Consider the following 23,269-nt stretch of genomic DNA (forward strand, 5'->3'; position numbering starts at 1 on the left):
GTCAATTCTTGATGTTGTTAAGCAGTACATAGAAAACCAGAATACGCCTTCTAGCGAAAAGGCGATTAGAACGTCCAAGTCCTTGAAAAAATTCTAGAGAAGTTACCACCCGCTAGACTCGCCCGTAAACGAGCGAGATTGCGCGGGCAACATGTTCAAGTCTCAATAAATACTCTTTGACATCAAGACCATGGGCATAGCCTGTGAGTTTACCATTACTGCCAATTACCCGATGGCAAGGGATCACTATGGCAATTTGATTGGCGCCATTGGCGGTACCGACCGCGCGAAATGCTTTGGGACGACCGACATTCACGGCTAAATCGGCATAACTGCAATAACTGCCATAAGGAATTTGCTGCAACCCTTGCCACACTTGGCGCTGAAACGTAGTGCCAGCAATATCAAGTGCGACCGTAAATTGCTGTAATTTTCCGGCAAAATAGTGGTTAAGCTCTAAGGTCAGTAAATCAAGATGCGCGGCTATCGCGCTTAAGTCATCTTGAAGATTAACATTCCAGTTGTTAGCCGCGCTGTTGACGTTAGAATGGTCAATCACTTCAGGGGTTAAGCGGCGAATACCATGCTTACTCGCTTCTGCCCACCATAGTCCCAAAGGCGTGGTTATTGGACGCGCTCTTAGCACTAACTCATTACTGTTTAAGTTAGCTTCAGCGTTATTTGTTAGGTTTTTCCTATTTTTCATGCCACATTCCCCGCTGCTAATGCCCAAATTTGGTGAGTCAAATAACTGCCCCATGGACGAATTTGCTGTTGCCATAAAGCGCTAAGCTCGGCAGGAGTAATACTTGCGTTAACCTGATGTATATCAATTTTATGCATAGCCATTGCAGCGTCATTATTGGCCGCTAACAGTGTGCTATCTTCCTCTACTGCTGCATGATCAATATTGAAGCTGCCAATATGTAAGCTGTCACCATTAACGCTCATCTTGCCACGATTAATTAATGCAGCTAGATACTTTTTAATAACGGCGTCCCCTACTAAAAATCTGTCGGTATCCCCTAATCCACGCATAGCACCATAATCACAAGTCCACGGGCCTATGCCTTTAACCTGCAGCCAATCAGCGGCTTGCGGCGCGGGACAATCAACCCATAACTGAGCTAAAGCCTGCAAACTTTGCTGGCGAGCCTTAGGGATTGGCAAAAATGATAAATCACTGGCAGCGATGGCCGTTGGCGTTGGAAAGAAACAATAACTTTCACCATTGACCTGCCAAGGTTCAGCGAATTTTGCCACTAGTAAATTAATGAGCTTCACCCCAAAACTAAGCGTCACTTGTTGCCCTAATACGGCGCGGCATAGCGCTTCAAAGGGCGTGACTGTCTGCACTAAGCGCAGCCCAGGTTTTGCGCTATGACCTAATAATTGCCGCAGGTGTTCATCAATAACATGGCTATCAGCATCCGCATCTAAAAAATGACGCGCCCATTGATGCAAAGCCAGTACAGGTAAGTGGTCACAGTCTGGATGCGGCCAAAATTTTAGTGCGAAGCGGCACTGTTCGCCTTGATGAGTGATCTCTACTAACCCTTTGATATGGTTGTTATCGATAGTGGTGGTATAGCGATTAATGCCATCACTCCTTGCCATGCCACTAATGCAGCGTTTGGCTAAAAAACTAATGGCATGCTGCCAGTCATAAGGCGGGCGATAACCCACATGAAATTGCACTAAATTGCTACAGTTATTAGGGTTAGAGATATGCTTATTTAACGCTCGGCGAATATCACTTGGGGTTTTACCGAGTTTAGTTTTGCAGGCGTCATTAAAACTGCGCATCGAATTAAAGCCGCTATAGACAGCCACTTGCTCGAAAGTTAAGTCACTGCGGTGCAACAATTGCTTAGCCATTAATAACTGCTGATGCAATCGAAATTGTGTTAATCCCATGCCTAAATATTGCTGACTTAATTGCCGTATATAGTGACTAGTGACCCCAAGTTGCTCAGCAATTTCTTCCATTCGATAAAACGCCCCTGTCACTGGAGAAACTTGTAAACATAACTGCGATGCTTGATGTAAATGTTTGGCAGATCCTAGCCATCGCAGGGATGCGGGCGCGGCGTCTGGGCAACATCGCAGGCACGGCCTAAAGCCTGCTGCCGCCGCATTAGCTGCGTGTAAAAAGTAACGCACATTGGCTTCATTAGCTGCTTTAGCTGGGCATATCGGCCGGCAATAAATACCTGTGGTAACCACGGCCACATAAAATTTACCATCAAAGCGTCTATCACGGCTTAAACGCGCACGCTGACAGAGAGTGTCACTCAGTGTTAATGGCTGACTCACACTGGCATTGCTCATAACCTCACCTTATTCGACCATATTCAATCTTAGTTATCTCATAGCGTAACCCGTTCCATGCACCAAACTAGCAAAAAACGGAACTGATACTGTTAAGTTAATGCTATCGATTAGTATCCATTTACGGTTATCTTAAAGCCATAGCTATGATGCTATCAATTACCACGATTCATCGGCACTGATGTCGGTGATTAAGCCAAGGAAAGCTATGTTCAAACTCTTCGAACATTGGACCGATCCCCTGCCCGAACAAGCTATAGAAACGCCACCCAATAGCCTACTGGCATTTTGCCGTTTTTATACCCGCGGCTTTGAAAAACCACTCATATTGATGTCAGTGCTAACGGCAATCATGGCCATGCTCGAAGTCAGTCTGTTTGGCTTTATGGGGCAATTAGTGGATTGGCTAGCGACAAGGAACCCAGATATCTTACTCAGCCAAGAAGGCGGTAAGTTATTGATAATGAGTCTAATACTCTTAGTGCTATTGCCACTAGTGACGCTATTTCATTCGTTAGTCGTGCATCAAACTCTACTTGGCAATTACCCTATGGCCATTCGGTTTTTGGCTCATAAGTATTTACTCAGACAATCGTTAGCTTTTTATCAGCAAGACTTTGCAGGCCGCGTTGCCACTAAAGTGATGCAAACTTCCCTTGCCGTGCGCGAAACCGTGATGAAGCTTCTCGATGTACTGGTGTACATCTTAGTGTACTTTTTATCTATGTTAGCCATGATAGCCAGCAGCGATTGGCGCATGGTGATCCCTATGCTGGTATGGCTTGGCGTTTATAGCCTTATTCAATGGTTTTATATTCCCAAATTAAAACAAGTGTCTGAACATCAAGCGGAAGCGCGCTCGTTAATGACAGGTCGCATCGTTGATAGTTACACCAATATTTCCATCATTAAGTTATTTGCCCATAACGAGCAAGAAGATGCCTATGCAAAGCAAGGTATGCGGGAGTTTTTAACCACTGTCTATCAGCAAATGCGTTTAGTGACTGGGCTGAATGTATTAGTGCATATCAGTAACTACTTGCTGGCATTTGCTGTCGCCGCCTTGGCCATTAGCCTGTGGATTGATAACGCCATCACCATTGGCGCTATTGCCGTGGCGATTAGTTTGGCACTGCGGCTCAACGGTATGTCGATGTGGATCATGTGGGAACTCAGCAGTCTGTTTGAAAATATGGGCACAGTCGCCGATGGCATGGCCACCTTAAGCCAAGAAACAGCAATTTGTGATAGTCCAAATGCTAAAGCACTAACGGTTAGTCAGGGGGCAATCAATTTTGAGTCGATTTACTTCAGCTATCATGCCAATTCGCTGTTTAATAATCTGAGCCTAAGCATAAAACCCGGGGAAAAAGTTGGCATAGTCGGTCGTAGCGGCGCCGGGAAATCGACCCTAGTGAATTTATTGCTGCGTTTTTACGACCTCAATCAAGGACGTATTAGCATTGATTGCCAAGATATTGCTCTGGTGCAACAAGATTCTCTGCGATCTCATATTGGCATGATCACTCAAGATACGTCCCTATTACATCGCAGCGTTCGCGACAATATCTTATATGGCAAGCCTAATGCTACCGCCGAGGAACTACAAAACGCTATGACTATGGCTCAAGTGGATGAATTTATTGATGGGTTATCGGATCCACAAGGCAACCAAGGATTAGAGGCTATGGTCGGAGAGCGCGGCGTAAAACTATCTGGCGGCCAAAGACAGCGAATTGCTATCGCGCGGGCGTTACTTAAAAATGCGCCAATTTTAGTGATGGATGAAGCCACCTCTGCGCTGGACTCAGAAGCGGAAGCCGCCATTCAACACAGCTTGACCCAATTGGTGCAAGGCAAAACGGTTATTGCTATTGCGCATCGATTATCAACCATAGCCGCTATGGATAGATTGATAGTGATAGATAATGGCGCCATTGTAGAGCAAGGCAATCATCAGCAATTACTCGCAGCCAATGGTATTTATGCCCAATTATGGGCGCATCAAACCGGTGGGTTTTTAGGAACTGATTAATGCCAGTGCTTACAAGAAATGACTTTACGATCAGTGCCGGCAAGTGACAGCCATGATTAACCTCATCAAATGGCAGATACAAAAAAACCACCGTAAGGTGGTTTAAATGTGGTATCCCCTAGGGGATTCGAACCCCTGTTACCGCCGTGAAAGGGCGGTGTCCTAGGCCTCTAGACGAAGGGGACCCTGGACTTAAGTGTTTATACTCTCTTAAACGAGTTAACATTTTCAGTTGCCTGAAAACTTGGTGGAGCTACACGGGATCGAACCGTGGACCTCTTGCATGCCATGCAAGCGCTCTCCCAGCTGAGCTATAGCCCCGAATTCTTGTCTACAACAAAAACTCAGAAATTGTGGTATCCCCTAGGGGATTCGAACCCCTGTTACCGCCGTGAAAGGGCGGTGTCCTAGGCCTCTAGACGAAGGGGACCCGGACTTAAGTATTTATACTCTTCTTAATACGAGTACAGGTTTTTTAAACACTGCAAAAATTTGGTATCCCCTAGGGGATTCGAACCCCTGTTACCGCCGTGAAAGGGCGGTGTCCTAGGCCTCTAGACGAAGGGGACCCGGACTTAAGTATTTATACTCTTCTTAAAGCGAGTACAGGTTTTTTAAACACTGCAAAAATTTGGTATCCCCTAGGGGATTCGAACCCCTGTTACCGCCGTGAAAGGGCGGTGTCCTAGGCCTCTAGACGAAGGGGACCCTGGACTTAAGTATTTATACTCTTCTTAAAGCGAGTACAGGTTTTTTAAACACTGCAAAAATTTGGTATCCCCTAGGGGATTCGAACCCCTGTTACCGCCGTGAAAGGGCGGTGTCCTAGGCCTCTAGACGAAGGGGACCCTGGACTTAAGTATTTATACTCTTCTTAAAGCGAGTACAGGTTTTTTAAACACTGCAAAAATTTGGTATCCCCTAGGGGATTCGAACCCCTGTTACCGCCGTGAAAGGGCGGTGTCCTAGGCCTCTAGACGAAGGGGACCCTGGACTTAAGTGTTTATACTCTCTTAAACGAGTTAACATTTTCAGTTGCCTGGAAAATTTGGTGGAGCTACACGGGATCGAACCGTGGACCTCTTGCATGCCATGCAAGCGCTCTCCCAGCTGAGCTATAGCCCCGAATTCTTGTCTACAACAAAAACTCAGAAATTGTGGTATCCCCTAGGGGATTCGAACCCCTGTTACCGCCGTGAAAGGGCGGTGTCCTAGGCCTCTAGACGAAGGGGACCCGGACTTAAGTATTTATACTCTTCTTAATACGAGTACAGGTTTTTTAAACACTGCAAAAACTTGGTATCCCCTAGGGGATTCGAACCCCTGTTACCGCCGTGAAAGGGCGGTGTCCTAGGCCTCTAGACGAAGGGGACCCTGGACTTAAGTATTTATACTCTTCTCAAAGCGAGTACAGGTTTTTTAAACACTGCAAAAATGTGGTATCCCCTAGGGGATTCGAACCCCTGTTACCGCCGTGAAAGGGCGGTGTCCTAGGCCTCTAGACGAAGGGGACCCTGGACTTAAGTGTTTATACTCTCTTAAACGAGTTAACATTTTCAGTTGCCTGAAAACTTGGTGGAGCTACACGGGATCGAACCGTGGACCTCTTGCATGCCATGCAAGCGCTCTCCCAGCTGAGCTATAGCCCCGAATTCTTGTCTACAACAAAAACTCAGAAATTGTGGTATCCCCTAGGGGATTCGAACCCCTGTTACCGCCGTGAAAGGGCGGTGTCCTAGGCCTCTAGACGAAGGGGACCCGGACTTAAGTATTTATACTCTTCTTAATACGAGTACAGGTTTTTTAAACACTGCAAAAATTTGGTATCCCCTAGGGGATTCGAACCCCTGTTACCGCCGTGAAAGGGCGGTGTCCTAGGCCTCTAGACGAAGGGGACCCTGGACTTAAGTATTTATACTCTTCTTAAAGCGAGTTCATCATCTCAGTTGCCTGAAAAGATGGTGGAGCTACACGGGATCGAACCGTGGACCTCTTGCATGCCATGCAAGCGCTCTCCCAGCTGAGCTATAACCCCTTAACTTTCATTACTTTTGAGTGCGCCGCTATTTACTAGCCTTGCCCTCAACTGCGAGCGCATTCTATGCAGCACACCCAAAAGTGTCAACGGGTTTTTTAGGAATTAGCTCTGTTTGCTACAAATTCCACCGCCTTGGATAATCTCTGCGCACAACGAGCCTTTCCAATCAGTAACATGGTTAAATCTAAACCAGGTGACTGCCCTGCTCCAGTCACAGCTACACGCAGTGGCATACCCACTTTACCCATACCTACGTTTAATTCAGTTGCAGTATCTTCAATAACTTGATGAATCGCTTCTTGAGTCCACTCAGTTAAGGCCGCTAATTTGGTTTGAACTAAGGTTAATGGCTCAAGCGCTACGCCACGTAAATGCTTTTTAGCAGCCGCTTCATCAAATTCCGCGAAATCTTCATAGAAGTAACGGCTAGATTGAGCTAATTCTTTCAGCGTTTTAGCACGCTCTGACAAAGCACTCACCACTTGCGCTAACTCAGGACCTTCACTCATATCAATTTGCTGATCATGCATGTGCCACAATAAGTGCTTAGCAACATACTCAGGATCCAGCGCTTTAATATAGTGCTGGTTTAACCAAATCAGTTTCTCAGTGTTAAAGGCAGAAGCGGCTTTATTGATATCGTCCAGTTTAAAGAACTCAATCATTTCAGCCATAGAGAATACTTCTTGATCGCCATGAGACCAGCCCAAACGCACTAAGTAGTTCAATAAGGCTTCTGGCAGGAAACCATCATCACGGTACTGCATCACGCTAACTGCGCCATGACGCTTAGATAACTTGGCGCCATCATCACCTAAAATCATAGCCACGTGAGCATATTCAGGGATTGGAGCACCTAACGCTTTAAGGATGTTGATTTGCTTTGGCGTGTTGTTGATATGGTCTTCACCACGAACCACACAAGTAATACCCATATCCCAATCGTCAACCACCACACAGAAGTTGTAAGTAGGAACGCCATCGGTACGCGCAATGATTAAGTCATCTAACTCTTGGTTAGCAATTTCAATGGTGCCACGAACATGGTCATCAAATATGACTGAGCCAGTTAATGGGTTTTTGAAACGCACTACAAAAGGTGAATCATCAGTGCGCGGCGCGCTGTCACGACAACAGCCATCATAACGCTGACGTTCGCCTTTAGCTGCTTGCTCTTCACGCATTAGCTCAAGACGCTCTTTCGAGCAATAACACTTATAAGCAGTTCCCTGCTCTAACATTTGCGCGATGATTTCGTTATAACGGTCAAAACGCTTGGTCTGATAGTAAGGACCTTCATCCCAAGTTAAGCCTAACCATTCCATGCCTTCTAAAATGGCATCACACGCTTCTTGGGTTGAACGTTCAATATCTGTGTCTTCAATACGCAGAACAAATTCACCTTGGTTGGCGTGTGCGTGGAGCCAAGAATACAATGCCGTACGGGCACCACCTACATGTAAGAATCCCGTTGGGCTTGGGGCGAAACGCGTTTTTGTTGTCATCGGACACTGACCTTCATTGATTAAGATTTACAGCTAAAGAGTAAAAGCTGTATCTAAACGATACTGTGGCGCCATTCTACCAGCCTAAGCTAGCACGAAAAAGGCTTGCAACCTTGCAAGCCCAAAAATAGCCTTAAAAATCTGACTTCAGGGATTTATCGCTACGACTTCCCTGCCTCATTAAGCTGACGCTCGACTTAGGTAAAATGTCATGGCGGTTTTGCACAGGTTTGATTCCTGTGCTTGACTAAGGGCATAACCCTAGTATGGAGATGCCGACATGCCTCACGTCAGTCAATCAGCCTCACTAAGCAGTATTATTGCCTACCTTAAACTAGTAAACGATTATGACGATGCCTCAGCACTCAAAGAAGCCAAAGAAGTGATGCATAACTTAATCGACATGCGCCACAAAGGTTTTATTACCGGTTGGTACTTTGATGAGCATGGCCACTTAGAATTGCTTCCCAGTGAAGCCGTGCTCAGAAAAATATCGCCACTTAAATGATTAACTCAAGCGAGTTAAGCGCAGACTCAAGAGCACTAACACGAATAAGATAGCGACAGACCCAAGTACTACCCCAAGCCAGCCCATCGCATGCCAGCAAGGCATTAATAGTGGCCCACCAGCTGCTGCGCCCAAATAGTAACTACATAAGTAGAGCGACGTTGCCTTGGCTTGATGCGATGACGCTGTCGTGACCACATAGCTATTGCACACGCTGTGAATTAAGAAAAAACCTAGGGATGAAAGCATGAATCCCAGCACTATCATTGCTATAGGGCTAAAACCACTGACACAAGTGCCAAGTAGCATAATCACCCCACCCATGGGCAGTAAGCGTTTATGGCCAAATCGATAAATGATCTTACTCGACTGAAACGACACCCAAGTCCCAGTTAAATAGCATAAGAAAATTAACGTGGTCTCAAAACGATTAAGCTCGTAAGGCGGCGCCATTAAGTGCAATTGAATAAAGCTGTATTGATTAACCATCACCATAAACGCAAGTGCGCCAATCACGTAAGTTAGCCGCAGTGACGGTTCAGATAAATGCAGCGTAAAGCCCGCCAAAGCTTTACAGGTAAATCCTCCTTTTACCGGCTTAGTAAAACTCTCAGGCAGCTTAGCTAACAGATAGATTGCCGGTAACACTAAAGCTAATGTCACCGCCACCAGCATCCTTAGTCCTTGTGACCAAGATAAGTATTGCGAAAACAACCCACCCAATAAACGGCCACTGATCCCGCCAAGGCTATTCATAGCAATATAGATAGCTGCAGCGACCAGCAATTGCTTACTGTCTAATTGCTCTTTAAATAACGCCATGGCAGTGGCTGGCAATACCGCCAACGTTAAGCCTTGCAGCAAGCGCACCAGTAATAGTGTTTCAAAGGAGTTAGCCAGCAAAAAGCATAAATCGATAAGTACCAGTAAGCCCATGCTCAGCATGATAGGTTTACGGCGACCCAACTTATCGGAAAAGACGGCGACTAACAGTAAGGAAATAGCCATGCTTAAGGTACCTACCGATAACAATAAACTGGCATGACTGGGTAATACTGAAAATTGCTCGCCAATGGCTGGCAGCATTCCTTGAAAGACATAAAGATTGATATATAAAGCTAATGAAGCAAGACTCAAGGCCAATATTAACCTTAACCCTTGCTGACCCGCCTGCTCGGCTTGATGAAATGCGCTAAACATGGTGCTTCCGACTAACAATGATAAGTAAGCCTAGCAAGCCCACAAAAATAACAATAATATATATTTACCCTGCCAAATATTGAAATTACTTATATTATGGAATTTAGACAACTGCAGCATTTTTGTAGCCTGATTCAATATGGCAGTTTTACCATGGCAGCAGAACACCTGCAGTTAGCCCAGCCCGCCTTAAGCCAAAGCTTAAAAAAACTCGAAACTGAATTGAAAGTAAAGCTGGTTAATCGCAGCGCCGGTAAATCTGATAAATCCATCAGCTTGACCGCAGAAGGTCAAGCATTGCATGAACATGCCAAGATTATTCTCGGACAAATGGAGCAAGCTCAGCGCCATATCAGCAGCATGGCATCCTTGTCATTAGGTGAAGTGCGAATTGCAGTCCCTGGCATGTTAGGTTCATTTTATTTACCTAGCCGCCTGATGGCTTTTAGGCATAATCATCCCAACATCAAATTATCCCTGTTTGAAGGCGGCACCCGCGATACCTTGCGCATGCTTAACCAAGAAGAAGTGGATATAGCCATTATCACAGCCGCAGATATGCAAGATAACTTTGATGGTCATTTTTTATTGCAAGAGCAAATGGTTGCGGCCGTGGGTTTTGATCATCCCTTGGCCGATTTTAACCAAGTGAGCCTAGCGCAATTTCTGGCCCATGACTTAGTGATGTTTAAGACTGGTTATTTCCATCGGGAGTGGTTATTAGAGCAAGCCAAAAAGCTTGAAATTAGCCCGCAGATAGCCTTTGAAACTAACTTAATCGCTTTGATTAAACAGTTAGTATCCCAAGGCTTTGCGGTAAGTAGCGTACTAAAAATGGCGGTCAATCAAGATGATAACATTCATGCTATCCCCTTCTCGCCGCCCATTAGTCTGGATTTATATATTGCCTGGAAAAAAGCCAAACCCTTAAGCTGCGCCGATACCGCCTTTGTGGAATTTTTACTTAAGCATGCTAAATAACCGCGTCGGCCTGTAATTCTGGTGCCGCCTTAATAAAGGCTGGCAGAGTTAAGCAATAATCGTTGACTCTAGTAATGTGCGGATATTCGCTCATGTCTATGCCAAAACGCAGCGCATTGTATACTTGCGGCACTAAACAAATATCAGCCAAGGTCGGGGTATCACCCACGCAGCATAGTGACAGCGAGCGGCTAAGCATCTGCTCCAGCGCGCTAAAGCCTTGCTTTACCCAAGTGTGATACCAAAGCTTACGCGCATCACTGTCTTGATTAAGCGAGTGCTCAAGGTATTGCAATACTCGTAGATTATTTAACGGGTGAATATCGCAGGCAATGAGCTGAGCTATGGCGCGCACTTGCGCGCGCTTGGCAATATCCTGCGGCAATATGGGAAGCTGTGGATAGCGCTCTTCTAAATATTCAATAATGGCCAACGATTGGGTTAATACTAAGGGGGCATTGCTGGGGCTATTGGTAGAAGTATTTATCTGACTACTCATAGCGCTATGAGTGACTTCACCATCTAAGTCATCACTTAAGCCATCATCAATTAAGGTAGGAACAAGTTGCTGCGGATTTAATGCTTTATATGCAGCCGTTTTCTGCTGGCCGCCCTCTTTGACTAAATGCACAGAAATATGCTGCGCTTGCAGCTGCTTAAGCCCTAGTGCAATCCTGACCCGATAAGCGGCGCTTGAGCGCCAATAGCCATATAAGGTTAACATCTTGCCTCCCACATTCGGGGCAATGCCCCGAATTATCCATATGTTTTACGGATGATATTGCACGATTTGCTGATCTATGGCGCCAAAAATACTGTCGCCGTTAGCATCAAGCATTTCAATGCGCACTGTGTCACCAAAGCTCATAAAAGGCGTCTGCGCTTTACCATCCGCTATCACTTCTAACATACGTTTTTCAGCTAAGCAGCTTGAACCTGCGCTTCTGTCATAGTTAGAAATAGTGCCAGAGCCAACAATGGCGCCAGCGCCTAACGGCCGAGTAAAGGCGGCGTGGGCAATAAGCTCGGCAAAACTAAAGGTCATATCGACCCCGGCATTAGGCTCACCAAATAACTCATTATTTAAATGAGTAATAAGAGGTAAATGCACTTTAGTGTCTTGCCATTTATCGGCTAATTCATCAGGAGTGATGGCAACCGGTGAGAAACTGCCTGAAGGTTTTGATTGGAAGAAGCCAAAGCCCTTGGCGAGCTCTCCAGGGATAAGATTACGCAAAGAAACGTCATTGACTAACATCAATAATTTAATGTGTTTGGCGGCATTAATGGCTAAGACGCCCATAGGCACATCATCAGTAATGACCGCTATCTCTGACTCAAAATCTATGCCCCAAGCTTCATCCGCTAAGGCAATGGGGTCGCGTGGCGCGATAAAACTATCTGAACCACCTTGATACACTAACGGGTCGGTCCAAAAGCTAGTTGGCATTTCTGCGCCACGGGCTTTACGCACTAATTCCACATGATTCACATAAGCACTGCCATCAAGCCATTGATAGGCACGAGGTAATGGCGATAAACATAACTGCTCATCAAAGGCCACTGCGTTATCCATTTTACCAGCGTTCAGCGCTTCATATAATTCGTGTAATTGCGGCGCTAATAAATCCCACTGATCCAGCAGTTGTTGTAAGGTATGAGCAATCGCTGGCACAGCAATCGCGCGGCGAAGATCGCGGCTCACCAACATCAATTGACCATCTTTACGACCGTTTCGATAACTCGCTAACTTCATAGGTACTCCTAACCTCTGCGCTCTGTCCAATAACAGGTTGAACCCTGATGGCATGACCTTAAACTTAGCTACATATCTACCTTAACTAGCAACAGATTCATATATGAGCTTGCCATTCAACGGTCAAAGCCATCACCTTATTTTCGTAAAGATAAACTTACACCTCTTGTTCTTCGGCACTTAAGCTTTCAACAGTACACCTTTAACAACCCATCTTTAAGGGCAAGCTATTAAGAACAAGATTTTTAGCAAATACGCTTTTAAAAATAACGTCTTAATACCCTTGCCATGGCTGCAACTCCCTGGCAATAGCCTTGTTTAGCAGCAACATAGGCGCGGATAGTTAACTTGATGAACTTTTAGGCTTATTAATTTGATAATCTCGTAATTTATTGGCGATGGCAGTGTGAGATACCCCCAATTTTTTAGCCAATTGCCTAGTACTCGGAAAGGCTGGATAGAGGCGCCTTAATAAATTGGCTTCAAATTGGCGCATGGCATCATCTAAGGTGCCATCAAACTCGTTATCAAAGTAGCCAAAACCTTCAGCGTAAGAAGGTAATTTAAGCTGCTCGACAGTGAGTTCTGTACTGCCATCCCACATAGATACCGCTCGAAACACCGCATTTTTAAGTTGGCGCACATTGCCAGGCCAAGCATAGGTAAGCAGATGATCGCGGCAATTGGCAGAAATTCGGCGCAGTGGGCTCGATAATTGCTGGCTATAGTGTTCTAAAAACATTTCGGTTAACGGGATAACATCCACGCGCCGCTCTCTTAACGCCGGCATATGAAAACTCAACACATGAATGCGGTAATATAAATCTTCTCGGAAACTGCCTTGCTGACATAACTCGGCTAAATTCTTTTGGGTTGAGCAGATAATTCGAACATCGACCCTCACCTCTTCATCGCCACCTATGCGTCTAAAGCAGCCATCTTGAAGGAGTCGCAATAATTTGACTTGCGCCGCCTTAGACATTTCAGCGATTTCATCCAAAAAGACAGTGCCGCCTTGAGCTTCTTCAAAAAATCCGCGTTTAACTAACTTGCCATTAGCCACAAAACCAAACAATTCTTCTTCAGCGGCGCTATCTGGCAGGGCGGCGCAGTTAATCGCAATAAACGGATAATCTCGGCGAAGACTGGCATCATGACAAGCCCTGGCCATTAACTCTTTGCCGGTACCGGTTTCCCCCGTGATCAGTAGCGGCGCGTCTAATTGCGCCATACGCCGCGCTTGATTGACCACCAGCTTCATTTTATCGCTGACGGCGAGCACAGTTTCAAAGCCTTGGGATTGATGCTGCAACGCATTAAATTGTTTGCCTAAACGGGCGAGAGATTTGAGTGACACCACAGCGCCAGTGAGAATATGCGCGTCTTGATCGTCAGGTAAATAGATGGGCAGCATTTCAGCGAGGAATTCACGTTCACCGATTTGCACGCGCGCGGTTTTAGCTAACACTTGCGGTTCACTAAGCCAGCGACTGAAGTTTTCACCTTGAACCCAATGATTTAACGGCTCTTCTAAAATTTCGGTTTCGCTCATGCCTAACGTCACTAAGGCGGACTCATTAACAATCCGGATACGGCCTTTAGCATCTAAGGAGAACACACAATCAGGTAAGGTTTTAAGCAGGGTCTTTAATGCGTAATGTTCTTGTTCTGAGGGCATAAAAGACACGGTACGGACGTCGCTGACACTATCGACTTTACGCAGTTGCGGCATAAGCGCACTTAAGGTATCAAAACTGACTTGCGCGAACTGAAGATAAAGAAAGCCTTTATTGCTGGCATCTATCGCCATTAAATTAATGCCATAACGCTCTAACACGACCAAGATATCTTTGGCTAATCCGACCCTGTCATGGCAGCTAACAACTAATCGCATGATACGCATCCTCTTGATAGCGAATTTTGCTGGCATCCGGCCAACATTCACTAGCATTTATCAGTGGTGGCTATACGTTAGAAGGTTTCGCTTAAAGTGGCAAGTATTGTTTACAGAGGTTTTTCCTAAGGCAAAAGAGGTGAGCCCTATCATTAGCCGCCCTATCATTAGCCGCCCATGAATCGGCGACTAATGATGGGTTACTAGATGTCATGTTATGGCTTGGACGTCAACACTCTTACTGCTATAGCCATATACGGTTACAGCCTTATACAGTTACAGTCAGATGCAGTTTCAGTCAGATACCGTCGTGATGAATAGCTACGAGTAATGACTCACTTCTACCCTTGAGTCAGCAAATCGGTTTTAGCCGCCATGATAAAGTCGTTTTTATGCAGGCCTTTAATGGAGTGCGACCACCAAGTGACAGTGACCTTGCCCCATTCAGTGAGAATACCTGGGTGGTGAAACTCAGCTTCAGCTAATTCAGCCACTTGATTGGTAAAGGCTAACGCTTGTTTAAAGTTTTTAAACTTATACACCCGCTCTAATTGCATAATGCCGTCACGTACTTGTACCTGCCAATCGGGAATGGCACGCACTAACTCAGCAAGCTCAGCATCGGTCACCTTAGGGGCATCGGCTTGGCAGGCTTCGCAGCCTAAAGTCGCTAATTCAGTCATAATGTTTCCTTATTATTCATGGGTTCATGTGAGCGTTAATGCCAGAAACTCTTAGTTAATGTATTGATTGAATTTGCCATTAACGCCCTAGGTAATTTTTTAGTGTGAGTTAAACCATGAGTATGGCAAACGCAGTTACACAGTTTGGCTTTTAGGGGCAAATCGCGGCGCAAACAAGCCTAATTGCCGTGCTTTAGCAACGCTTGCCATTATGTCCATCTTGCGAATTTCACCCAGAAAATCTATGTGCTCAATTTCATAATAAATCGGCTGAATAATGTCAATGCGATAGGGAGTGCGCAGCACATTAAGCAAATCAAACGGCTCGTACACAGGTTCGCCACTTAAGGCATATAAAGTTTCAGCCGGTGAGCTTAATATACCGCCGCCATAAATGCGCCTCTGCGTATCCACGCTAGGGCCTGAACTCGCACCCACATTAAGTAAACCAAACTCAACGGTAAACCAATAAAGCCTGGCTAAGTAAGGCCGCTCTTCTTTACTCGCCGCTAACCCTAATTGGCCATAATGCTCAGAAAAATCCGCAAAGGCTTGATTGGTCAATAATGGGCAATGACCAAAGATTTCATGAAAAATATCGGGCTCTTGCAAGTAGTCCATCTCTTGCTCGGTGCGAATAAAGGTCGCGACCGGAAAGCGTTTATTGGCCAGTAACTCAAAAAATCGGCCAAAAGAAATTAAGGCCGGAACCGCCGCCGTTTGCCAACCGCTAGTTCCTGCAAGCACCCGATCAATTTCAGCAAGTTGCGGAATTCTATCTTTTGGCAAGGCTAACGCATCCAGTCCTTGCATATAGGCATCACACGCTCGGCCGGGCAAGTTTACCGCTTGGCGCGCATATAAACGCTGCCATACGCTATGCTCTTGCTCTGGATAATGGATCAAGCCATCGGCATCAGCCTCTCTGGCAATATAACTCGTTGCCATCATAACCCTCGATAATTAACAGGTACGTCACATTTTCATCATCTGTTATCCGCTCGTGTTTGTTAATCATCCCCTTGATAAATAATGACTCAAAGCCTGAGCGCAAACGTCAACTTTTATTTACGAGACGGTTTTTCCCCGAATAATGGATGCGGATCCCACATCCTAATGCTAACTCGCTTGATTAATTGACCTGACAACATGCCTTTTTCAAACGGCTGCTTTACAATAGCCAAACTCATAATTGATTACGGACATCAAATGAAATCTCAAAAGATTAAAAAAGCAGTAATCCCAGTAGCAGGTTTAGGAACCAGGATGTTGCCTGCAACTAAAGCCATTCCGAAAGAAATGCTGCCCGTTGTAGATAAACCTTTGATCCAACACGTAGTCAGTGAAGCTATTGCTGCGGGTATTAAGGAAATCGTACTGGTGACTCATGCCAGTAAAAACTCCATTGAAAACCATTTTGATACCAGCTTTGAGTTAGAAGCTCAGCTTGAGCGCCGGGTTAAGCGCCAGTTACTCAATGATATTAAGTCCATCTGCCCTAAAGATGTTACTGTGATTAGCGTGCGTCAATCCCAAGCTAAGGGCTTAGGTCACGCTATTTTATGTGCTCGTTCCGTCGTCGGTAATGAACCTTTTGCGGTGTTATTACCCGATGTCATTATTGACCAAATGAGCTGCGATTTGAGCACGCAAAACTTAGCCGAAATGGTTGCGCGCTTTGATGAAGATGATTGTGGCCAAATCATGGTAGAAGGCGTCGATCACGCCTTAGTTAACCAATATGGTATTGCCAACGTTAACGGCCTGACACTCTCTCCAGGCGACTTTGCGCCCTTGGTCGAACTGGTTGAAAAACCACCATTAGATGAAGCGCCATCCAACTTAGCTGTGGTTGGCCGTTATGTGCTGCCTGCGGACATTTGGCCATTGCTGGCGAAAACACCAATAGGCGCTGGTGATGAAATTCAGCTGACCGACGCCATTGCCATGCTGATGGAGCAACAAACGGTTAATGCTTATTACATGCGCGGCAAAAGCCATGACTGCGGCAATAAACTCGGCTATATGAAAGCCAATGTTGAATATGCCTTACATCATGCAGCCATTGGTGATGAATTTAAAACTTACTTAAAACAGCTCGTCAAGGATATGGATTAATGACCATTTTAGTAACAGGTGGCGCGGGTTATATCGGTAGCCACACCTTAATTGAGTTATTAGCGGCCAACTATGATGTAGTGGTGCTTGATAACTTATCCAATTCCAGTACTGAATCCTTAAGCCGCGTTGAAGCCATTAGCGGTAAAAAAGTGAAATTCTATCAAGGGGATATTTTAGATAAACTCTTGCTGCAATCGATTTTTGGTCAACATCAGTTTACTGCTGTGATTCATTTTGCTGGTCTTAAGGCGGTGGGTGAATCTGTGGCTAAGCCGCTCAAATACTACCAGAACAATGTCACTGGCACCTTAATGCTGTGTGAAGTGATGGCAGAATATAAGGTTAAAAACCTAGTATTTAGCTCATCAGCCACTGTTTATGGCGATCCTGCGAGTTTGCCAATTACCGAAGACTTCCCGACGGGTGCCACTAACCCTTACGGTCAGTCTAAGTTAATGGTTGAAAATATCTTAGCTGACTTACACCATGCTGACCCAAGCTGGAACATAGCGCGCCTGCGTTATTTCAACCCAGTGGGCGCCCATGAAAGCGGCTTAATTGGTGAAGACCCTAACGATATTCCTAATAACCTGATGCCTTTTATTGCCCAAGTTGCCGTAGGTAAGCGCGAGTGTTTAAGTGTCTTTGGTGATGATTATGCAACGCCTGATGGCACTGGGGTGCGCGATTATATTCACGTGGTCGATTTGGCTTTAGGTCATATCAAGGCACTGGAAAAATTAGCCACCGACTGCGGTCTAGTGACGTTTAACTTAGGCACAGGTATCGGTTATAGCGTGCTTGATATGGTTAAGGCGTTTGAGAACGCCAGTGGCAAAACCATTAAGTATGCCGTTACTGCGCGCCGCCCTGGTGATATTGCAGCCTGTTATGCAGACCCAGCTAAGGCGCGTGAGCAATTAAACTGGCAAGCGCATCATACCTTGCAAGATATGGCCACCAGCAGTTGGCATTGGCAATCAAGCAATCCTAACGGTTATCCCAAGTAAGCCGTTAGCCTAAGCTTTTATAGTAAGTAGTATATTTAGGGGGCCTGTCCCCCTAATTTTTTAAAGAACACTATGGCAATTTATGGCAATTGATGCACAAAAACGGCGTTTGTTTAGACGCCAACCATCTAGCAGTATTCGCCCGCCTTATAGTCGCACTGATGCTGACTTTACCGATCTCTGTAATCGCTGCCAGCTTTGTATTCCAACCTGTGACACCGGCATTTTAATCGCGGGCGATGGCGGCTTTGTTGAAGTCGATTTTACTAAGGGCGAGTGCACCTTTTGCGGTAAGTGCCAACAAGTGTGCGAGGCGCCAGTATTTAACCCTGAGCAAGCTAAGCCTTGGTCTCATTTAGCCGTGGTTGCCCATCATTGCTTGGCCTTTGAAGGCGTAATGTGTCAAACCTGTCGCGATAATTGCGATGTCACGGCCATTCGCTTTGATTTACACGCAAAACCTGCTCCAACACCACACATTAATCCCGACTTATGCAATGGTTGCGGCGCCTGTGTGGCCAGTTGCCCGGTGCAAGCTATCACGATGAAAGTTCCGACTAGCACTGATTAACTAGGCTAGTGTTACCGCTAGTTTTGGGCCTAATGCTAGACCACAGATAAATATCGCTAGTATTTTCAGCAATTTGTATAGCAATGCAGCAAAGGGTTGCGTCACTCGCCACAGTCAATTATTTATGGTTTTAAAGCCAGCACAGACAAGGTAACATCCGCGCTCCTGTCGATAATGGTTATAAATCTATGTTCAAACGTAATAAATCCACTTCTGAGTTAACTTATATTGCCAAAAGCACTTGTATTAGCGGTGACACTGAATTTGCTGGCGATGCCTTAATCGGTGGCCAACTTAAAGGGCAAGTGATTTCTCAAGGCCAAATTACCATAGAACATGAAGGCACTATCCAAGGACAGGCGCAGTGTTATGAAATGCGTATTGCCGGTCACTTTATAGGCCAATTAAGCTGCGAAAAAGTCATCATTATGAGCACTGGCACCTTAGAGGGCGAAGTGGCGAGTAATCAGATGGAAATTCATGAAGGCGGCCAATTTATTGGCATGAGAATTAAAGAAACCGTTAACTTATTAGAAGGCACTCAGTTGTTTGATGATGAGAAGCTTAAAAAACTGCAAGAATTATCTGCCGCTTAAGCGTAAATGCCCCTCACAGCCATAGCTATCGTTGAGGTAGCTAGGCTGCAGCGCACATCGATTGCGCTTAACTCCCTTTGTTAAATATCCTACTTAGACATCTTTTACTTAAGTATTTCCTGGCTGATATGCGCTTGCTGAAATTGTCGCAGTAACTGCTTAGCCTCAGGCAGTGAGCGATCAAAGCTATCGGCCGGAATATACAAGTGATAACCCAAGATTTGATTTAGCTTTTGCGCTCTGTGGCCAAACATGGCTAACACTCCGCTATAGTGCTCAGCGCCCAAGACTAACGGCGTAAACTCAAGTGCCATTTGGTGCTCATAATCATTCAAATCTTCATCTTGGGTGGCAGCTGTCATGAGTAACGGCCGCTGCTCGGTTAACAAGCCGGTAGCGAGCCGCGGCGAAATATTATCAAGCACAGGATTTAAGTGTTTAAGCTTAATGCCAAGATAAGGCAGTTCTACTTGGTTAAAATCTTGCTCCACCCTCAAGGTATCAAGGCGCTGCACATTCGACCAGGCAATAAATACTGAGCCGCGGCGATGATAAAAGGTCAAGCCTTCACTTGTTAGCTCAAGGCTAATGTCAGGCTCCCGCCATTTAGTAACACCTATCACTAGCCCTAATACCCCTAACGTAAACAGTACCAAAGCAGGCCCAAACCATTGAGGCAGCAGTAAAAAAAGCATAAGTCCGAGCGTAAATAGCACGCCCCCCGCCACACTCATGGTAATGGCATTACGCTTAATTTGAGGACGAAGACAGACATTAGTCAGCATGAGTCAGCTCCTTGGTTGCATTGTCATTTTGCCAGTGCGATTTTAACCACCACCAACTTTTACCGACATATTCATGAATTGCGCGCTGTGAATCGAGTAAGTTATCCGCGCTTAACACCCACCAGCGCCCGCCGCGGCCATAGTAATCCGCTGGCGCCGCTACCGGATGAGTGCCTTGCCTCTCAAAAATTGCCATGGCTCGCGGCATATGTGTTGCCGAAGTCACTAGCCTAAATGGCGCGTCACCGATTTCCCAGCGTAAATGCTGCGCTTCTTCTATGGTGTCTTTGGCCAGTGGCAAGCTAATGATCCGCCCTTTCGAGAAACCTAATTCAATGGCAGCTGCCGCCATCACATCGCTATGCGGCTTTTGATTATCATCGCCCGCAAAACCACTGGTAATTAACAGGCAATCTTTACCTAATCTGGTTTGATGTAAGCCTTCATTTAAGCGCATTAAGGCGGTGGGTGATAATTGCTGCAGCGCGGTGACAGGCAAACTGTCATCATGACCACTGCCCAGCACCATCACCACGCAAGAGTCAGTAATAGCTTGCTGTTGATAAGGGTACTGCTGCTCTAATGGCTCAACTAATAAACGGCTGCCGCCCTGGCTACTAACAAACACTAGCAAGCCAATCGCGAGTCCTAAGGGCAAGCGCCATGACGCTTTATTGCGGCGCAGTAGCCAAGCTAACAAGCACAGCAATAATAAGGTTAATGGAATAGGCATGATTAACTGACTAATGATTTTTTTAAGCGTAAACATCCCTAATTTTCCTAAGCTATTTTCTAGTTATGGCCATAACCAAGCAGCACCTCTAACGCCTGATGCATTGCCATGCTGGTTCGGCACTATCTTGGTATTACATTCTCGCCCAAACACTTGGGAAGCTAAATGCGCATTGGCATATGGGTATAATTCAGCAATATCTGACATGCCGCCACCCAGCACAATAATATCTGGATCCAATACATTAACTACATGAGCTAAAGCGCGGCATAGCCTATCACAATATCGCTGAAAAACCGCTAATGCATCAGACTCTTGTAACCGCATACGGGCGATAATTTCAGGCCCAGTAAGGCGCAATCCAGTCGTTACAAAATAATCCTAACTAAAGCCAGTGCCAGAAATAAAGGTGTGAACTACTCGCAGCTAAAGCAGCGAGCTTCCAAGACAACAGCCTAAGCTGCTAACTTTTCTTTTTTGACGCTTCGTTGGACACTGCTAGTCGAGTTGTTGGCTCGGCTAGTCTTACGATTGCCTCCACGTCCACTATCTGACTTGGTTCTTAGAACCCCATCATCAGACAACACCGTTCCAGTGTCTAAAATTAGGTTAATTGCCCGTTTCTTAATGACCAGTGATGCGTTGTTATCTGCATTGTCAGTATTGCCACATTTGCCGCACACAAAGAGTTCTTGTGATTTACGGTTGTCGGGGTGAGTGTGGTCGCACTTAGCACACTCCTGACTGGTATACGGGGCGGGAATTTTGAATACAGCTTTACCCGCTTGGTAAGCTTTGTATTTGGTGTAGGTTTCTATCATGTGCCAGCCAACATTTAGGATGGACTTGTTTAGTCCGGCTTTTTGTTTGGCTTTATTTGGCAGATAGCGGCCTTGCTCGTTTTGCTTTGCCTTTGGCTTGTGCGTCATGCGTGAGGTACTTAGTGCCTCGAAAACAATAACCTTTGCTTTGCTATCGACAAGCGAGCGGCTTGTCTTGTGCGCAAAATCATTGCGGATATTCGCTTTTTTAGCATGGTGAGTAGCAATCCGATACTTAGTTTTGTTGCGACGGCTTGAGCCTTTTTGCTGACGTGCCAGTTTACGTTGCAGTCGTTTAATATAGCGTTCTGCTTTGGTCATGTTCTTTTTCTGATTATCGTAGAAATCGAACGTCATTGATCCAGCATGAACAGAAATTGCAATACCACGATCTACGCCGATCGTGTGTTCTTCCAGATACTCTTTTGTTGAGCCTTGCAGAAATGCTAGATGCTCAGAATTGCTAGATAGCTCCGACTCGTCTTTGCCATTCTCATAGCAGAAAGACACATAGTATTGACCACGCTCTTTGCGCACATACAGCGAGTTCGGGATCTCGAACTTGTTATGCGCTTTAAAGGATAAGTAACCAATATTATTTGTTTTTGTGCCGATGAATAGACGCAGGTTTCCATCTTCGCAACGGTCGAAACGGAACACCTCGCGAGTTAAATGGATGCTGCCACGATCAGCCTTAGACTTGCGCTTAGGTCTCCCACACCCGCCTTTCATGAACTTCTGGTAAGTTTGATACCAGCTAACCGCACTGTTACGGATAATCTGGCTAGGGCATTTATACAGCCACGGCGTTAACTCTTTTGACTTGAATTGAGAAGCTTTCTGATCAATCGGCGCGTAAGTACCAATCGGGTAATACTTACGAGCAAACGTCCTGTAGTACCTTTCCTCATCAACTTTGGCATTCCATATACTACGCGCACAGCCCATCCACTGGCTTAATACCAGCTTTTGGTCTGATGTAGGGTTAGCGCGTAGCTTAATGCCAGTGAGCATTGCGTTTCCTTTGTTGCTTTCTGAACTCAGGCTATGACACTGCGCTTACAGTTGTCAATTCTTGATGTTGTTAAGCAGTACATAGAAAACCAGAATACGCCTTCTAGCGAAAAGGCGATTAGAACGTCCAAGTCCTTGAAAAAATTCTAGAGAAGTTACCACCCGCTAGACTCGCCCGTAAACGAGCGAGATTGCGCGGGCAACATGTTCAATGCAATCATAACGGCCGCAGTAACAAGCGCGCTGCTGAAACTCAGCCGGTGTTAACCACGGCAGCGGATTATGACCCCATTCACCGCCAAGGCCATTGTTACCTAAGTGCACTTGCCCATTGATGACTAGCCCTGCGCCGCAGCCCGTGCCGAGAATGACGCCAAACACGACCTTTTCCCCTTGCCCTGCCCCGTCAATGGCTTCTGATAAGGCAAAGCAATTGGCATCATTGGCTACACGCACCGGCCGCTTGATAAGCGCTTGTAAATCTTGCTGCAGACCTTGGCCATTAAGCCAAGTAGAATTGGCATTTTTAATCAGACCCGTAAGGTGAGACACAGTGCCAGGAATACCTATGCCTATGCCGGTATCAGCGCTTATTGTGAGTGGCTGATGGCTGAGATCGATAGCGCCTTGGCCACTATCACTATTCTTGCCATTGTCACTGTTACTGTCATTGCCACTAACAAACTT

Annotated in this window: 20 protein-coding genes, 15 tRNA genes and 1 pseudogene; 7 read left to right on the forward strand and 29 right to left on the reverse strand. The window is 45.8% G+C overall.

Annotated features, from left to right (window positions below; genetic code table 11):
- Positions 1-112: 112 nt before the first annotated feature.
- Positions 113-706 carry a methylated-DNA--[protein]-cysteine S-methyltransferase gene (locus FJQ87_RS13475; protein WP_140933077.1) on the reverse strand — a complete coding sequence of 198 codons (594 nt, stop codon included), beginning with the start codon at positions 704-706 and terminating at the stop codon, positions 113-115.
- Positions 703-2,331, reverse strand: a complete 1,629-nt coding sequence (locus tag FJQ87_RS13480) for an Ada metal-binding domain-containing protein (RefSeq protein WP_140933078.1) — start codon at positions 2,329-2,331, stop codon at positions 703-705. The genes FJQ87_RS13475 and FJQ87_RS13480 overlap by 4 nt, the downstream gene beginning before the upstream one ends.
- A gap of 208 nt (positions 2,332-2,539) precedes the next feature.
- Between FJQ87_RS13480 and FJQ87_RS13485 the strand changes: the two genes are divergently transcribed.
- On the forward strand, positions 2,540-4,366 hold the full coding sequence (locus FJQ87_RS13485; RefSeq protein ID WP_140933079.1) for an ABC transporter ATP-binding protein: 1,827 nt from the start codon (positions 2,540-2,542) through the stop codon (positions 4,364-4,366).
- Between the two features lie 109 nt (positions 4,367-4,475).
- Here FJQ87_RS13485 and FJQ87_RS13490 read toward each other — a convergent pair.
- From FJQ87_RS13490 to gltX, 16 genes are all read right to left on the reverse strand, one after another.
- Positions 4,476-4,551 (reverse strand) — tRNA-Glu (locus FJQ87_RS13490).
- Between the two features lie 60 nt (positions 4,552-4,611).
- Positions 4,612-4,687: transfer RNA gene (locus FJQ87_RS13495), tRNA-Ala, on the reverse strand.
- A 33-nt stretch (positions 4,688-4,720) separates the two neighbouring features.
- Positions 4,721-4,796 (reverse strand) — tRNA-Glu (locus tag FJQ87_RS13500).
- Between the two features lie 63 nt (positions 4,797-4,859).
- Positions 4,860-4,935: transfer RNA gene (locus FJQ87_RS13505), tRNA-Glu, on the reverse strand.
- Between the two features lie 63 nt (positions 4,936-4,998).
- Positions 4,999-5,074: transfer RNA gene (locus tag FJQ87_RS13510), tRNA-Glu, on the reverse strand.
- A gap of 64 nt (positions 5,075-5,138) precedes the next feature.
- Positions 5,139-5,214 (reverse strand) — tRNA-Glu (locus FJQ87_RS13515).
- Positions 5,215-5,278: 64 nt separating this feature from the next.
- Positions 5,279-5,354: transfer RNA gene (locus FJQ87_RS13520), tRNA-Glu, on the reverse strand.
- 61 nt (positions 5,355-5,415) lie between these two features.
- Positions 5,416-5,491, reverse strand: a tRNA-Ala gene (locus tag FJQ87_RS13525).
- A 33-nt stretch (positions 5,492-5,524) separates the two neighbouring features.
- Positions 5,525-5,600: transfer RNA gene (locus FJQ87_RS13530), tRNA-Glu, on the reverse strand.
- A 63-nt stretch (positions 5,601-5,663) separates the two neighbouring features.
- A tRNA-Glu gene (locus FJQ87_RS13535) sits at positions 5,664-5,739 on the reverse strand.
- A gap of 64 nt (positions 5,740-5,803) precedes the next feature.
- Positions 5,804-5,879, reverse strand: a tRNA-Glu gene (locus FJQ87_RS13540).
- 60 nt (positions 5,880-5,939) lie between these two features.
- Positions 5,940-6,015, reverse strand: a tRNA-Ala gene (locus FJQ87_RS13545).
- A gap of 33 nt (positions 6,016-6,048) precedes the next feature.
- Positions 6,049-6,124, reverse strand: a tRNA-Glu gene (locus FJQ87_RS13550).
- A 63-nt stretch (positions 6,125-6,187) separates the two neighbouring features.
- Positions 6,188-6,263: transfer RNA gene (locus FJQ87_RS13555), tRNA-Glu, on the reverse strand.
- Between the two features lie 62 nt (positions 6,264-6,325).
- A tRNA-Ala gene (locus FJQ87_RS13560) sits at positions 6,326-6,401 on the reverse strand.
- Positions 6,402-6,499: 98 nt separating this feature from the next.
- Positions 6,500-7,909, reverse strand: a complete 1,410-nt coding sequence (gene gltX / locus FJQ87_RS13565; RefSeq protein ID WP_140933080.1) for a glutamate--tRNA ligase — start codon at positions 7,907-7,909, stop codon at positions 6,500-6,502.
- 280 nt (positions 7,910-8,189) lie between these two features.
- Between gltX and FJQ87_RS13570 the strand changes: the two genes are divergently transcribed.
- On the forward strand, positions 8,190-8,417 hold the full coding sequence (locus FJQ87_RS13570) for a hypothetical protein (protein ID WP_140933081.1): 228 nt from the start codon (positions 8,190-8,192) through the stop codon (positions 8,415-8,417).
- On the opposite strand, the gene FJQ87_RS13575 is transcribed toward FJQ87_RS13570, so the two are convergent.
- A complete protein-coding gene (locus FJQ87_RS13575) occupies positions 8,418-9,617 on the reverse strand; it encodes an MFS transporter (RefSeq protein WP_140933082.1) in 1,200 nt (399 codons plus the stop codon).
- Positions 9,618-9,713: 96 nt separating this feature from the next.
- Between FJQ87_RS13575 and FJQ87_RS13580 the strand changes: the two genes are divergently transcribed.
- Entirely contained in the window at positions 9,714-10,598 is an 885-nt protein-coding gene (locus FJQ87_RS13580) for a LysR substrate-binding domain-containing protein (RefSeq protein WP_140933083.1), read from the forward strand.
- On the opposite strand, the gene maiA is transcribed toward FJQ87_RS13580, so the two are convergent.
- From maiA to phhA, 5 genes are all read right to left on the reverse strand, one after another.
- Positions 10,591-11,322 (reverse strand): maleylacetoacetate isomerase, encoded by a 732-nt coding sequence (gene maiA / locus FJQ87_RS13585; protein WP_140933084.1) that lies wholly within the window; start codon positions 11,320-11,322, stop codon positions 10,591-10,593. The two genes, FJQ87_RS13580 and maiA, sit on opposite strands and share 8 nt — an antisense overlap.
- 45 nt (positions 11,323-11,367) lie before the next feature.
- Positions 11,368-12,354: a fumarylacetoacetate hydrolase family protein gene (locus tag FJQ87_RS13590; protein WP_140933085.1), complete on the reverse strand. Its 987-nt coding sequence runs from the start codon at positions 12,352-12,354 to the stop codon at positions 11,368-11,370.
- Between the two features lie 343 nt (positions 12,355-12,697).
- Positions 12,698-14,248: a transcriptional regulator TyrR gene (gene tyrR, locus FJQ87_RS13595; RefSeq protein ID WP_140933086.1), complete on the reverse strand. Its 1,551-nt coding sequence runs from the start codon at positions 14,246-14,248 to the stop codon at positions 12,698-12,700.
- A 341-nt stretch (positions 14,249-14,589) separates the two neighbouring features.
- Positions 14,590-14,931, reverse strand: a complete 342-nt coding sequence (locus FJQ87_RS13600; protein ID WP_140933087.1) for a 4a-hydroxytetrahydrobiopterin dehydratase — start codon at positions 14,929-14,931, stop codon at positions 14,590-14,592.
- A 135-nt stretch (positions 14,932-15,066) separates the two neighbouring features.
- Positions 15,067-15,879 carry a phenylalanine 4-monooxygenase gene (phhA, locus tag FJQ87_RS13605; protein ID WP_140934124.1) on the reverse strand — a complete coding sequence of 271 codons (813 nt, stop codon included), beginning with the start codon at positions 15,877-15,879 and terminating at the stop codon, positions 15,067-15,069.
- 261 nt (positions 15,880-16,140) lie between these two features.
- On the opposite strand from phhA, the gene galU reads away from it, so the two are divergent.
- The 4 genes from galU to FJQ87_RS13625 all read left to right on the forward strand — a co-directional run bounded on the left by galU (position 16,141) and on the right by FJQ87_RS13625 (position 19,229).
- Positions 16,141-17,049 carry a UTP--glucose-1-phosphate uridylyltransferase GalU gene (gene galU / locus FJQ87_RS13610; RefSeq protein WP_140933088.1) on the forward strand — a complete coding sequence of 303 codons (909 nt, stop codon included), beginning with the start codon at positions 16,141-16,143 and terminating at the stop codon, positions 17,047-17,049.
- Positions 17,049-18,062, forward strand: a complete 1,014-nt coding sequence (gene galE / locus FJQ87_RS13615; protein WP_140933089.1) for a UDP-glucose 4-epimerase GalE — start codon at positions 17,049-17,051, stop codon at positions 18,060-18,062. Before galU ends, galE begins: the two co-directional genes overlap by 1 nt.
- 82 nt (positions 18,063-18,144) lie before the next feature.
- A complete protein-coding gene (napF, locus tag FJQ87_RS13620; RefSeq protein ID WP_140933090.1) occupies positions 18,145-18,633 on the forward strand; it encodes a ferredoxin-type protein NapF in 489 nt (162 codons plus the stop codon).
- A 188-nt stretch (positions 18,634-18,821) separates the two neighbouring features.
- Complete coding sequence (locus tag FJQ87_RS13625; RefSeq protein ID WP_140933091.1) at positions 18,822-19,229, forward strand: polymer-forming cytoskeletal protein; 408 nt, start codon at positions 18,822-18,824, stop codon at positions 19,227-19,229.
- 104 nt (positions 19,230-19,333) lie between these two features.
- On the opposite strand, the gene FJQ87_RS13630 is transcribed toward FJQ87_RS13625, so the two are convergent.
- The 5 genes and pseudogenes from FJQ87_RS13630 to FJQ87_RS18865 all read right to left on the reverse strand — a co-directional run.
- On the reverse strand, positions 19,334-20,014 hold the full coding sequence (locus FJQ87_RS13630) for a DUF2982 domain-containing protein (RefSeq protein ID WP_140933092.1): 681 nt from the start codon (positions 20,012-20,014) through the stop codon (positions 19,334-19,336).
- Positions 20,004-20,783 (reverse strand): ElyC/SanA/YdcF family protein, encoded by a 780-nt coding sequence (locus FJQ87_RS13635; protein WP_206194346.1) that lies wholly within the window; start codon positions 20,781-20,783, stop codon positions 20,004-20,006. The genes FJQ87_RS13630 and FJQ87_RS13635 overlap by 11 nt, the downstream gene beginning before the upstream one ends.
- 27 nt (positions 20,784-20,810) lie before the next feature.
- Positions 20,811-21,107, reverse strand: a complete 297-nt coding sequence (locus tag FJQ87_RS13640) for an ROK family protein (protein ID WP_276613144.1) — start codon at positions 21,105-21,107, stop codon at positions 20,811-20,813.
- Between the two features lie 95 nt (positions 21,108-21,202).
- Complete coding sequence (locus FJQ87_RS13645) at positions 21,203-22,582, reverse strand: RNA-guided endonuclease TnpB family protein (protein WP_140933094.1); 1,380 nt, start codon at positions 22,580-22,582, stop codon at positions 21,203-21,205.
- Positions 22,583-22,789: 207 nt separating this feature from the next.
- A pseudogene (locus FJQ87_RS18865) lies at positions 22,790-23,158 on the reverse strand (ROK family protein); the annotation flags it as partial.
- Positions 23,159-23,269: the final 111 nt, after the last annotated feature.

The sequence above is a fragment of the Shewanella sp. SNU WT4 genome, assembly GCF_006494715.1.
Lineage (GTDB): Bacteria > Pseudomonadota > Gammaproteobacteria > Enterobacterales > Shewanellaceae > Shewanella.